At 74.2% G+C, this 13,479-nt stretch carries 5 protein-coding genes; 3 read left to right on the top strand and 2 right to left on the bottom strand.

Annotated elements, in window-relative coordinates:
- A partial coding sequence (locus HOY81_RS25540; RefSeq protein WP_368857740.1) for an RHS repeat domain-containing protein occupies positions 1-4,294 on the bottom strand: 4,294 nt, incomplete at its 3' end.
- Between the two features lie 632 nt (positions 4,295-4,926).
- Between HOY81_RS25540 and HOY81_RS25545 the strand changes: the two genes are divergently transcribed.
- Both HOY81_RS25545 and HOY81_RS25550 read left to right on the top strand, forming a co-directional pair.
- Complete coding sequence (locus HOY81_RS25545; RefSeq protein ID WP_237323071.1) at positions 4,927-8,208, top strand: DNRLRE domain-containing protein; 3,282 nt, start codon at positions 4,927-4,929, stop codon at positions 8,206-8,208.
- A 345-nt stretch (positions 8,209-8,553) separates the two neighbouring features.
- Entirely contained in the window at positions 8,554-9,228 is a 675-nt protein-coding gene (locus tag HOY81_RS25550) for a LuxR C-terminal-related transcriptional regulator (protein WP_237323072.1), read from the top strand.
- 37 nt (positions 9,229-9,265) lie between these two features.
- On the opposite strand, the gene HOY81_RS25555 is transcribed toward HOY81_RS25550, so the two are convergent.
- Positions 9,266-11,014, bottom strand: a complete 1,749-nt coding sequence (locus tag HOY81_RS25555; protein WP_237323073.1) for an AMP-binding protein — start codon at positions 11,012-11,014, stop codon at positions 9,266-9,268.
- Between the two features lie 331 nt (positions 11,015-11,345).
- Between HOY81_RS25555 and HOY81_RS25560 the strand changes: the two genes are divergently transcribed.
- On the top strand, positions 11,346-13,479 hold a 2,134-nt coding region (locus tag HOY81_RS25560), incomplete at its 3' end, for a condensation domain-containing protein (RefSeq protein ID WP_237323074.1).

A 13,479-nucleotide genomic window follows, 5' to 3' on the forward strand; every position in this document is an offset into this window, starting at 1 on the left:
TGTAGCTCTGCCGGTAGGAGTACGTACCGGCCAGACCCTCGGTGGCCTCGGTCTCGGGGATGGTGACGCGGCTGCCGGTGGGCCGGTACTCGGCGTCGTAGCCGGTGGTGGCCGTGGTGTAGGCGGCGCCGTCGGTGTAGCGGGTCGCGGAGACCGGAAGCCCCTTCGCACCGGGCAGGGTGTCGTACGTCCACTCCGCGACCAGCTCGCCGCCCGCGTCGTCCTTCCGCAACTCGGTCTTCCGGCCGAGCACGTCGTACGTGGTGTGGCGGGTGCGGCCCCGTGAGTCGGTGGCGGTGACCTGCCGGTCCAGCACGTCGTAGGTGAAGTGGCTGTCCCCCATGTCGGGGTCGGTGGAGTCGGTCAGCCGGCCGCGGGCGTCATAGGTGTACGTCCACGCGTTGCCCTTGTGGTCGGTGACCTCCGTCAGGTTGCCGCGGTGGTCGTAGGCGTAGTGGGTGTCGGTCGACTCGGAGAGCGTCCGGGTGGTGAAGTGCTGGATGCGGGAGGTGCGGCCGAGCACGTCCGTCCAGGTCTTCTTGGCCTGGCTGCCGCGGCGGGTGGAGCTGCCGTCGGCGGTCTTGCCCTGCCAGACCTGGGTCCAGTCGCCGCCGTAGGAGGTGACGGTGGAGTGGTCCGGTTCGCCCTCGTGGAGGGTGGTGGTCTTCACCGGGCGGCCCATGCCGTCGTAGGCGGTCTCGGTGGAGTTGGGCACCTGGAAGACGGACTCGGGGACGAAGAGCTTCTTCTCCGGCTCGCCCTTGGCCAGGTAGTCGTTGTTGACGGCCGCGACCTGGCCGAGGGTGTTGTAGCGGGTGTCGGTGAGGATGCGGCCGCCGCCGAGCGCCTCGCGCTGGGTCTGCCGCTCCCGCAGCAGGCCGTCGTAGAGGACGATCGAGTCGTCGTAGCTGCCGTTGTCGCGGAGGGTGCGGGTGGTGACGGCGGTGGGGGCGTCCTCCCGCACCTGGTAGGAGAAGCGGACCTTCGGCTTGTCGCCGGCCGGGTCCTGGGAGGGGCTCCAGACGGCGGTGCTGCGGCCGAGGTCGTCGTACTCCGTGGTGACGGTGCGGTCGTTGGCGTCGGTCTCCGTCAGCGGCAGGCCCCGGCCGGGGTCGACGGTGGTGGTGGAGGTGTGGCCGGCCGGATTGGTGGTCTCCGAGGTGAAGACGGCGCCGGTGTCCGGGGTGTAGCTGGTGGTGGTCTCGTTGCCCTGGGCGTCGGTGACGGTGCGGACCCGGCCGAGGGCGTCGAAGGTGGTGCGGGAGCTGGTGACCCAGCCGCTGCCGTCGCCCTGGACGGTGTCCACCTGGCGCGGCAGGCCCTTGGTGGGCTGCTGCCCGAAGGCGTCGAGGGCGTCGTAGGAGGTGCGCCGGTCGGAGACGACGTCCGCGCCGGTGGCGGCGGCGGCCTCGGCACAGGTGCCGGCGGTGACGCGTTCCCGGGAGACGAGCCCGATCAGGTGCGTGCCGGTGTGGTGCGCGTACGAGTACGCGGTGCACTGCTCGTCGCCGGTGGTGTGCCCGCCGCTGCCGTCGGGGGTGAGGGTGAGGCGTTCGGTGGTCTCGGTCAGCCCGTAGGTGTCGTCGACGGTGTGGACGGTGCGGACCGTGCGGGTCCTGTCGCCGCTGATCGACTGCACCGCGTCGGTGCGCTTGGTGCCGGAGCGCCACGCCTTGAGGTCGGGCAGGCCGTCGCGGGCGCGCGCGGCGGTCTGCTGCGCCCAGGGGCGGGTGACGGTCCGGGCCTCGACGGTGCCGCCGGCCTTGTCGTAGACGAGCTGTTCGTACGCGCGGCCCTGGTACGGCGGGAGGTCCTCGGCGATCTGCTGCCCGGTGGAGTCCTCGACGGTGATCACGGCCCGGCCCGCGTCCCCGGACATGCCGCGGAAGTAGCGGGTGCGGGTCTGGGTCTGCACGGTGGCGTCGTGGTCGCCGGTGTGGGCGGTGGTGCCCTTCTTCACCAGCACGGAGGCGTAGCCGCGCCACTGGCTGTAGGTGCGCAGGGCGGGCTTGGTGAACTCGTCGGTGCTCTTGGCCCAGGCGGCGTCGTCCTCGTAGGTGTAGGTGGTGACGACGTCGGGCTGCCGGGCGACCCGGTCCTTCTCCACGACCTTGGTGACGACGTACTTGTTGAACCACTCGATGTCCGGCTCTTCCAGCTCCGGGTCCGGGGACCAGTGGACCGGGAAGCAGCGGGTGCCGTTGTCCGCCGGTTCGGGGGAGGCGCCGAGGGCGCAGGGCTGGGAATACTCGACCTGGATCTCGCCGCCGGTCTCGGTGCGGATGGTGGCGACGCGGAGCCGGTCGAAGTCGGGGGTGGGGTCGGTGGCGGAGCGGGCGACCCGGTTGGGCATGTCGTCGACGTTGGGCAGGAAGGTGACGGGCGGCAGGGTGGTGCCGTCGCCGTCGGGCCCGTAGCCGGTGCGGGTGACGGACTCCAGCCACAGCGGCGGGTGGGTGTCGGTGCGCTGCTTGGGGAAGGAGTGCTCGAGCGTCCAGCGGTCGACCTTGGACAGCGCGGTGGAGCCCTTGCTCCGCGGGGCGTACGTGGTGACGGCGGAGAGCCGCTTGCGGGTCCAGAAGGTGGGCGCGCTGACGTAGCAGTTCTCGTCGTCGGCCGCGCAGTGCAGCGTGGAGGGGGTGTCCCACCAGGGCTGCTGCTCGCCGTAGTTCTCGGAGGTGAACTCGGCGTCGGAGCAGGCGACCTCGCCCTGCTGGATGCACCGCTCCCGGACGCTGAAGACGACGCGTGCGGCGGGCGGGCCGTCGAGGTTGCCGGCGCGCAGCCCGTACTCGATCTTCTTCGGGTGGCCGCCGCGGACGTAGGAGACGTGGTCCTTGAACTTCCCGTTCCGGGCGTAGTGGTTGGTCTCGCGGGCCCAGTCGACGACCATGGCGTTGCCGTGCACGTCCTGGACGAGGTCGAGGTTCCAGCGCCAGGCCTGGGTGCAGGAGGAGTCGGCGTAGCCGGCGGCGTGGCAGGGCTCGCCGGCGTGGTTGCCGAAGACGGGGACGGTGAAGGTGGAGCGGGTGTCGGGGCGGCCGCCGCCGACCTTGTTCTTGCCGAAGAAGTAGCGGGCGCCGGAGCGGTCGGTGACGATCCAGTACTCGCCGTCGTTGTCGCCGTTGCCGAGCGCGGTGTCCTTCTTGTGCTGGACGCGGAGGCCGTTGTCGGCGGCCGGGATCCATGCGCCGGTGTCGTCGTCGTGGACCAGCTCGGTGGTGGTGCCGCCGATGGAGAGCACCACGTGGTCGCCGGCCCAGCACAGGTCGGACTTCTTCTTGTGCTCGGCGGTGTCGTTGTTCGGGGTGCCCTTGCGGTCCTGGGAGCAGGAGCGGTAGCGGCGCTCGACGAAGCCCGGGTGGTAGTTCCAGCCGTCGCCGACCCAGGAGGCCTGTCCGTTGGCGACGGAGGTCTTTCCGTCGACGGCCTGCGAGGAGTACGAGAGGGCGATCTCCGGCTTCGGCCCGGCGGGGGCGGGCGGGGTGCCCAGCGGGTACGACCAGGTGAAACCGCCGCCGGAGCCGCCGGCGGTCCAGGAGCCGCTCGGGGAGAGGTCGGTGGCGGTGTACGTGCCGCCGGCGCCGGAGGCGCCGTCGGTGGCGGCCATCACCACGGGGCCGCCTCCGGACTGGGTGGAGACGCCCGCGGTCTCGGCGGCCGCGGGGTCGGCGGTGGCGCGTACGGTGCCCTCGGCGGGGTCGTTGCTGCTGGGGACCTCGACGGCCTCGGTGCACTCCGGCAGTTCGGGGCTGTCCAGGAAGCAGCGGGGCAGCTGCACCAGCTTCAGCCGGGAGGCCCACTCGGTGCCGTAGAGGTCCTCGAACTGCGAGTAGTCGAGCTCGACGTCGACCGGGGCGGTCCCGGAGGTGGGCGGGGTGACGGTGATGAGGGCGCCGTCCACGCCGGCGCCCTCGGTGGTGGCCCGGGGCTCCACCGCGACGTCCCAGGTGCCGGAGGGCTCCGGTGGGTCGGGGTCCTCCGGGGTGGGCGAAGCCTTGCCGATGCTCACCGGCAGGTCGCCGGCCTGGACCAGCTCCTCGCCGGCGCTGTCCAGCGGGACGCTGGCGGTGCCGCCCTCGGGCACGTCCACCTGGGTGGGCACGTACTCCGGCTGGGGCTCCAGCGTGCCGGCCCACTCTCCGAGGGCCGCGGCGCCTTCCTCGTCGAGCTCGGCCTTGGCGTCCTGCTGGAGGTCGACCAGGTCGGGCCCGCTGCGGGGTTCGTCCGGCGGCACCGCCCAAGCGGGTGCGGACGGCAGCAGCGTGACGGTGAGCAGCGCGGAGAGCGCCATCGCGGCGCCCCGTGCGGAACGGCGGCGGCGCGCCGTTCTGCGCTCCTGCCATCCCGGGCGACGGAACCGTTCCCGCGTCAGGGACGTGAACACAAGGACCCCCCACAACACCGTGCGGGGAACGCACCGTTCGCCCCCACGGAAAAGACAAACAACCGCACGAACTATGCAGGCGCCTTCACAGAGTTGCCACATCGATCACAGTTTCCGTGAGATATGTCACGGGCGGCACTGCGGTGAATTCCCGTGATGGGCACAGGAATTGCGCGAGTCGGGGAAAGCTCGCTTCTTGTCCGCGCTCCTGACCGGATGCGCGGCAAAAGGGGACACCACGCCATCAAGATCCTCTTGTCCGGACAGCAAGCGGCCCAATCCGGCCCGGCCTGCACCTTTTTGACGGTTTCCAGGGCGCGACGGGACTGCCGGATTCCGGTTCCGGACCCGTACGGCGGCTGCGCCGGCAGAGGACCGGCGGGTCCACGGGTGCACGCGGAAGGCGTGACGAAACCGTGGAGATGAGCCATGCTCTCCTCGCCGCCGGAATGCCGGGGAGAGGCGTACGGCGGTCGTCACTGGCAGGACCGAGGGCATCGAGCGCGTCAATTCCGGCGCCCGCGGGGGGAGAGGGACACATGGCCGCCGAGAACGGCGCGGAGAACTCCGGGGAGACCGGCAGCGAAAGCGGAAGAGAAACGGAATCGGGAAATCCGCCGGGACGTGCGAGCCGTTTCCGCCGGCGGCTCCCCGGCCGCCGTACCACCGCCGCACTGGGGGCGCTGCTGGCCGCCGCCGTCCTGGTGCCGCTGGGCGTCCACGTCCTCGGTGACGACGGGGCGCCGGCACGGGACGACGCCGCGGCCCGGGCCGACGGGCCGCTGGACAAGAACGAGGCCCTGCGGCGCGCCCGGCAGACCGGGGAGACGGTGGAGGCCACCGCGGCCCGTACCGCCGACTCGACCACTTGGGCGCTGCCCTCCGGCCGCCTCCGCACCCGCGTGTACAGCGACACCGTCCGCGCCCGGGTGGACGGCGCGTGGCGGCCCGTGGACACCACCCTGCGGAAGGTCGAGGGCGGCTACGCGCCGAAGGCGGTGAACGACCCCCTGCTGTTCAGCGCCGGCACCCGGACCGAGGACGGGGAGCGCGCCTCCCGCTCCGGCCGGGCCCCGCTGCGGCCGGTCCGCGCCCCGCGGCCCGCAGGTGCCGTACGACCCGCCGGCGCCGTACGGGACGCCGACGGGCCGGCGTGGAGCCCGCTGGTGACCTTCACCAGCGACGGGCACAAGATGACCCTGCACTGGCCGGGCGCCCTGCCCGCCCCCGTCGTGGAGGGCGCCCGGGCGCTCTACCGGGACGTACGGCCCGGCATCGACCTGCTGCTCACCGCGCGGGACAGCGGCTACTCCCAGGTGCTGATCGTGCACGACCGGGAGGCCGCCGCCGACCCGCTCCTGGACGACCTGCGCTACCGCCTCACGTCCCCGGACCTCACCTTCCGGATGGACGGGCCGACGGACGTGCTGCGGGCGCTGGACGCGGACGGCACCGAAGTGGCCGCCGCCCCCACCCCGTTCGCCTGGGACTCCGCCGGCGAGCCCGCCGTGACGGTCGGCGAAGAGCCGTCGCCCGCCGCCTCCCCGGCGGAGACCCCCGCCGCCCTGCGGCTGGACGGCCTCGCCGGTCCGCAGCCCGGCGGCCACGACTCCGTCGTCCCCGCGGTCCTGGAGGACGGCACGGAGCTGCGGCTCACTCCGGACCGCGCGTTCCTGGACGCGGAGGACACCACTTACCCGGTCTTCGTCGACCCCTCCTTCAAGGGGCGGAAGAACAACTGGACGCTGCTCTACAAGCCACACCCCGGCTCCAGCTTCTGGAACGGCCGCAACTACAACGACGGCACCAACGAGGCCCGCGTCGGCTTCGAGACCACCACCGACGGCCTCTCCCGCTCCGTCTTCACCTTCGACTTCGCCGGCAAGCTGGAGGGCGCCGACATCCAGTCGGCCCGCTTCCGCGCCCTGCAGACGTACTCCTGGGGATGCAGCTCCCGCCGGTACGACCTGTGGCTGACCGGCCGGATCGACTCCTCCAGCTCCTGGAACAACCAGCCCCGGTGGCGCCGGAAGATCGCCGGCCAGAGCAACGGCCACGGCTACAAGGCCGGCTCCTGCCCCGACAAGTGGGTGGCGATGAACATCGGCTCCGCCGCCCAGCAGGCCGCGGACGAAGGCTGGAACACCCTGACCCTCGGGCTGCGCGCGGCCGACGAGAGCGACACCCACGCCTGGAAGAAGTTCCGCGCCAACGGCGAGAACTCCCCCTACATCGAGCTGGAGTACAACCGGAAGCCGTACCTGCCGAACCACCTCTCGATGACCCCGGGCCCGGACTGCGACACCTCCAGCCCCTGGTCCACGGTGGGCAAGTCCGACCTGACCTTCCGCGCCCGCGGCACCGACCCGGACGGCAACCTCAGCAAGCTGCACTTCCGCGTCTGGCGCACCGGGCACTACGCCGAGGGCCAGATCGTCAACACCTACCTGACCCCGGACAGCGAGCGGTACGCGTCCGTCACCGCGCCCTGGGAGAAGTTCACCCACGGGGAGCTCTACTCCTGGGACGTGCGGGCCAAGGACACCGACGGCGCGGTGACCTCCTACGCACCGCCCGGCTCCGACCCGTGCCGGTTCGTCGTGGACCACGAGGCGCCGCCCTCCCCCACCGTGTCCTCCACCGACTTCCCGGAGGCCGACGGCACGGACGCGGCCTGGTCGTCCGTACGGTTCGGCGGCGCCGGCGAGATCACCCTCGGCAGCGACGAGAACCCCGACGCGACCCGCTACGAGTACAGCGTCAACTGGACGGGCTTCGGCTCCTCCGTGACGCCGGACGCCCCGGGAGCCGAGGTGACCCTCACCGTCGAGCCGCCGCTGGCCGGCCCCAACGTGCTCTACGTACGCACCGTCGACGACGTCGGCAACACCTCCCCGCCCACCTCGTACCGTTTCTACGTCTCCCCGCGGGGGACCGTGGACGCGCCGGGCGACACCACCGGCGACGGCCGGCCGGACCTGTTCACCGTCGACGCCGACGGGCGGCTCACCGCCTTCCCCGGCAGCGATCGCGGCGACCTGCACTCCGGCATGGACGCCTCCTACACCACCGCGGGCGGGGCACCGGAGCCCACCCCGGACGGCTACTGGGACGGCGCCCTGATCACCCACCACGGCGACTGGTTCGCGGCGGACGGCATCCAGGACCTTGTGGCCCGGATCGACGGCGACCTGTGGATCTACCCGGGCGACGGCTACAGCGGCTTCGACGTGAGCAGGCGCCGCCGTGTCCTGCTGCCGGACGACGCCCCGCCGGCGGACGAGCTGACCCAGATCCTCTCGGTCGGCGACGTCACCGGAGACGGCCACCCCGAGCTCTTCGCCAACCGCGGCCCGGAGCTGTGGATCTTCACCGGCTACAGCGGCGGCAGCTTCGCCTCCGCGCACCGGATGACCGTGGACTCCTGGCACGAGCGGGACCTGGTGATGGTCGGCGACGTCACCGGGGACGGCACCGCCGACCTGGTGTTCCGGAAGTACGGCACCGGGCACCTCTACCTGCGCGAGGGGAAGCCCGGCCCGGACGGCGAGCACACCGACGTGCTCTCCCTGGGCCTGGCCCACACCTCCCGGACCGGTGGCGACGAGGTGTACGCCGACTCCTGGGGCACGGACGCCCTCCCGCTGGTCATGGGCACCCCGGACGTCGACGGCGACGGCGTCCCCGACATCTGGGCGATGAACGCCGCGGGGGACGTGATCCTGCACCGCGGCGGCCCGGCCGGACTCGGCGACTCCTACGAGGTGATCGGCTCGGGCAGCGAGGGCACCAACTGGTCCCGGCCGGAGGCCTTCGGCTGAGCCGCGGCCCGTACGCGCACGGGGCCCGGGGCACGTCCCCGGGCCCCGTCGGCGTAACGGGCGGCGCCGGGCGCACCGGGGAGAGATGGGACGCGGGCGCGGCACCGGCCGTACGGACAGCACCGGACCCCCGCGACACCGGCCGTACGGGCGATCGCGGGGGCCCGGCTTCGCAGCGCCGTGCCATCCCCGTGCCAGCGGCGTGTGATCAGCTTGAGGGGCCCACAAGGACGCCCCGACAGACACTCCCGGCTTCGGACGCCGACCGAACACGGCACGACCGACCGTTCATGGCGAGGGAATGCTTTGCCCAGGCCGACAGCAGTGCTCGTAGAACCCCGTACCGTGACACGCCGCGGCGTGCAGTCCATGCTCGAGAAGGCCTGCCCCGACCTGGAGGTCGTCGCGGTGCCCGACGCGGAGCACGTGCCCCTGCCCGGAGCGGGCCCGCCGGTGACCGTGCTGCTCTCCTCCGCGGCGCTGTCCGGTGCCGTGCACCGGCTCGGCCCGCTGCTGCGGCACCCCGGCAGCCGGCTGGTGCTGCTGGTGCAGAGCCTGGGCCGGGAGCAGTTGCGGATCGCGGCCGGGCTGCCGGTGGACGCGGTGCTGCGCGAGTCGGACCTGTCGGAGGGGGCGCTCGCCGCCACCCTGGCGGCCGGCGGCGAGGGCGTGGTCGCCCTCTCCCGGGACACCATGCGCGAACTGCTGGCGCTCGCCGCGGAACCGGGCCTCCACGGGCCACCGGCGGCACCGCGGCTGAGCCCGCGTGAGCTGGACACGCTCCGGCTGATGTCGGACGGGCTGAGCAACCGGGAGATCGCGCGGAGCATGCGCATCACCGAGCACGGCGTGAAGCGCCATGTGGCCAACATCCTGGTGAAGCTGGGCTGCCACAACCGCACGATGGCGGTGGCCCTGGGCATGCGGACCGGCCTGATCGACCCGGCGGAGGCCACGGGCGCCCTCGCGACGGCGGTTCCCGCGGACGCCCGGGGCGCGGCCACCGGCCCGGCGAGCTGAGGCGCGGGGCGCGGTCGCACGCTCAGCGGGCCGTCGCTCAGCGGGCCGTGTGCAGGACATCGAGGGCGCCCGACGCGTAGCGGGCCCGGGCCGCCAGGCGGCGGCGCTTGCCCGAGGAGGTCTTCGGCAGGCTGTCCGGCGCGATGACCACCACCTCGTGCGGCGCGTGCTCGACGGCCTCGCGCAGCGTGTCCAGCACCCGGCGGCCGAGCGCCGCCACGTCGTCGTCCCGGCCCTCGGCCACCACGACCATCCGCTCCTCCCCCGGCACCGAGAAGGCGATCACGTTCCCGGCCCGCACCCCGGGCACGCTCTCCGCCACCAGTTCGTAGTCCTCCGGGTAGAGGTTCCTGCCGCCGGCGATGACCATGTCCTTGATGCGGCCGCAGACGAAGAGTTCACCCCCGTCGAGGAAGCCGAGGTCGCCGGTGGCCAGCCAGCCGTCGCCGCGGGTGCCGCCGGGGTCGGTGCCGCCGCCGGCGGTCCAGTAGCCGGGGGTCACGCCCGGGCCGCGCACCATCACCTCGCCGACCGCGCCGTCCGGCAGCACCCGTACGGGCCCGTCCCCGGCCGCGTCCTCCGGCAGCCCGTCCTCGCGAAGCCCGAGCCCGTCGGCCGTGCCCGCGGCCTCGATGCGCACCTCGGTGCCCGGCAGCGGCGGTCCGCAGCTCACCAGCCGGCGTTCCGGGCGGGGGTGTCCGGCCTCCGCGGCGCCGGGCGCCGCGGGCCCGTCGCCGGGCCCGAGGACGCGTACCGGCTCGTCGCCGGCGCTCCCGGTGACGCCCAGCGTCGCCTCGGCCAGCCCGTACATCGGGCACAGCGCGTGCGGGGGCAGGCCCGCGTCGCCGAGGACCTTCCCCGTACGGGAGAGCGCCTCGGCGTCGATCGCCTCGGCGCCGTTCGCGGCGACCCGCAGCGAGGACAGGTCCAGGGCGGCCGGCCGCAGCGCCTGCACCCGCGCGGCCAGGCCGTACGCGAAGTCGGGCGCGGCGGTGAAGGTGCCGCGGTACTCGCTGACCGCGCCCATCCAGCGGGCGGGCTGCCGCAGGAAGTCCTCGGTGGCCATCAGCACCACGTCCGCGCCGCCGGCGGCCATGCCGCCGAGCGTCACCACGCCCATGTCGTGGTAGAGCGGCAGCCAGCTCACCATGGTGTCGTCCGGTCCGACTCCGGCGCGTTCGCCGACGGCCGCGATGTTGCCGGCGAGCTGGGCGTGCGTGACCGGCACGGCGCGGGAGGCCGCCGTGGTGCCGGAGGTGAACTGGAGCAGCGCGACGGCGTCCGCGGACGGTACGGGCGGCGCCGGCCGCCCGGCGCCCGCGGTGCTGCGGCGCAGTTCGTCCAGGCTCACGGCGGGTGCGGCGATCCGTCCGGAGAGCAGCGCCGCCTGCTCCTCGGTGGTGACCAGCAGCGCGGGGGCCGCGGCCGTCACCCGGCGCCGGATCTCGGCCACGAAGGAGTCGGTGTCCGCACGCCGCGGCCGCGGCATGAGCACCGGGACCGCGCCCAGCCGCCAGACTCCCGCCAGGGTGACCAGCAGGTCCGCGGAGGTGGGGGCGAGCAGGCACACGCGGTCGCCGGGGGCCGCGCCGCGGGCCCGCAGGACCCGGGCGGCGTCCGTGGCCAGCTCCGCCAGCTCCCGCCAGCGGATGCGGCGCGGGCCGCGGGCGAAGTCCAGCACGGTCAGGCCCGCGTCCGGGCGCGCCCGGCGGAACTGCTCGGTGAGCGGGGCGTCCGGGACGTCCGCGACGGCGAATCTCCGGTACCGGGCATGGTCGGGGGACACGGCAACCTCCGCGCCGCGGTCGGGACGGGACACCGGCCTCCTGCCCGGCCGGGTGCGCGGGGGCCGGGGCTGGCCGGCGCGCCGTACGACCGGCTGGGTCGGTTCGGGCAGCCCTGCGGGCTCTGGCACGCTTCGCGGCGCACGCTAGGCCCGCGCCGTCCGGCGGCGCATGCCGCACGCGGCGCCCCGTGCGCGCCATCGCCGCGCGCCGGACGGGGGTACTCGGACGGCTACCACCCCACGCCGCACCGCCCGGGCGTTCCGCCCGGGCAGTCGGCGGCGGAACCGTGACCACCGGTCTGCCTGGACGTACGCACGCCGAGGAGTCGCGATGGACGCTGTCAATTCCCCGGAGCCCGCCGGAACCGATCTGACGGCGCCGGAGTTCGCCGCCCGGCTGCGGCGGGAGACGGAGCCCGGCGAGCGGCGGCGGCTCCTCGCCGAGGCCCTGCGGGACTTCCTGGTACGGGCCGGTGCGCTCGGCGCGGACGCCGGGCCGGAGACGCCGGCGGTGCTGGAGTCGCTGGCCGCGGTGGAGCTGAACGCCGTGCTGGACGCCTGTCTGGGGCTGGACACGGAGCTGGAGACGCTGCGGGGGCCGGTCAGCGCCGGGGAGCTGGCGGCGCGGCTCGCGGAACGGCTGCCGGAGGCGGCCGTGCAGGCCCCCGTGGAGGGCGCCGCGGACGGGCCGGGCGGCAGGCCGGGCGACGGTGCCGGCGGCCCGTCCGCCGGAGAACCGGGTGAAGCCCCGGGCCGGGCCGGGGACGGGAACGCGAGCGGCGGCACGGCCCGGGCGGTCGCGCCCGGCCCGGAACGAAGACACGAGCCCTTCGGGCTGACCGACCTCCAGCAGGCCTATCTCCTGGGCCGCAGCGGCGACTACCCGCTGGCCACCCCCGCCGTCTGCCTGGTCGAACTCGACGCCGAGGACCTGGACGTGGAGCGGCTGGAGGCCGCCTGGCAGACCATGATCGCCCGGCACCCCATGCTGCGTACCGTCTGCACCGGGGACGGCACCCGGCAGCGCGTCCTCCCGGAGAGCGAGACGCCCCCGTACCGCATCGCCCGGCACGACCTCCGCGACCGCACGGAGCCGGAACGGGAGCGGCATCTCGACGCGCTGCGCGAGGAGTTCCGCGCCCGGGACCGGGCGCCGCACGTCTGGCCGCTGTTCGATGTGGCCGTCACCCGGCTCGACGCGCGGCGCAGCCGGGTGCACCTGACCGTGGACCTGCTGGTCGCGGACGGCCCGAGCATCCGGCGGCTGCTCGGCGAGTGGCTGGCGGCGGCCGCGGGGCGGGAGCCGGAACCGGTGCCGGACGCCGGGTTCCGGGAGTGGGTGCGGGCGCTGGAGGAACGGGAGGACGGCCCGGCGTTCGCGGCGGCGTGGAAGTACTGGCTGACCCGCGTGCCGGACCTGCCGGACGCGCCCGCCCTGCCCATGCGGGTGGCGCCGGAGGCGGTGGAGGTGCCGCGCGCGTCGGCCCGTACGTTCCGGCTGGACGGGGCGGCATGGGCGCGGCTGCGGCGGCACGCGCTGGACCGCGGGCTGACTCCCTCGATGGCGCTGTGCTGGGCGTACGGGGCGGTGCTGCGCACCTGGTCCGGGCAGGACCGCTGCACGCTGAACGTCACCGTCAACGACCGGTCCCTGCTTCCCGGGCTGGACCGGGCGCTCGGGGCCTTCACCTCCCAGCTTCTGCTGGAGGTCGCGGACGACGCCGCGGAGCCCGTACGGGAACGGATCGGCACGGTGCAGGAGCGCTTCTGGGCGGACTTCGCGCACCGGGCGTTCAGCGGCGTACGGGTGCTGCGCGAACTGGCGCGGCGGTCGGGCGGCGGCCCGGCGGCGGTGCCTTACGTGTTCGACGCCGTGCTGGGCGGCCCGGACCTGGACGCGTACGGGCTGCCGGAGTGGTACCGGGGGCTGAGCCACCTCTCGGCGTCGGCGCCGCAGGTCGCCGTGGAGTGCCAGGTGTTCGAGGTGGAGGGGGAGTTGCGGGTCCACTGGGGCGTGGTGGAGGAACTGTTCCCGCCCGGCCTGATCGACACCGCCTTCTCCGCCTTCACGGGGCTGGTGGAGGACCTGGCGCAGCAACCGGACCTCTGGGAGACCGGTGGCCTGAACCTGGTGCCGGCCAGTGATCTCGCGGCGCGGGAGGCCGCCAACGCCACCGACGGGCCGCTCCCCCAGGCCCTGCTGCACGAACTCGGCGGCCCGCTGCGCGACCGCGGCGACCACCCGGCCGTCCTCACCCCCGACCGCACCCTCACCTACGCCGAACTCGACACCCGCGCCGCCCGCATCGCCCACCACCTACGCACCGACCGGAACGCCAAGCCCGGCGAACTCGTCGCCATCGTCATGCACAAGGGCTGGGAACAAGCCGTCGCCGCCCTCGGCATCCTGCAGTCCGGAGCCGCCTACCTCCCCCTCGACGCCGCCTGGCCCACCCGGCGCCTCC

It is taken from the genome of Streptomyces sp. JJ36 (genome assembly GCF_021696945.1).
Classification (GTDB): Bacteria; Actinomycetota; Actinomycetes; order Streptomycetales; family Streptomycetaceae; genus Streptomyces.

Excerpts from the sequence above, each read along its gene's own strand:
- HOY81_RS25545 (WP_237323071.1), top strand. The coding sequence starts at position 4,927 with ATGGCCGCCGAGAACGGCGCGGAGAACTCCGGGGAGACCGGCAGCGAA.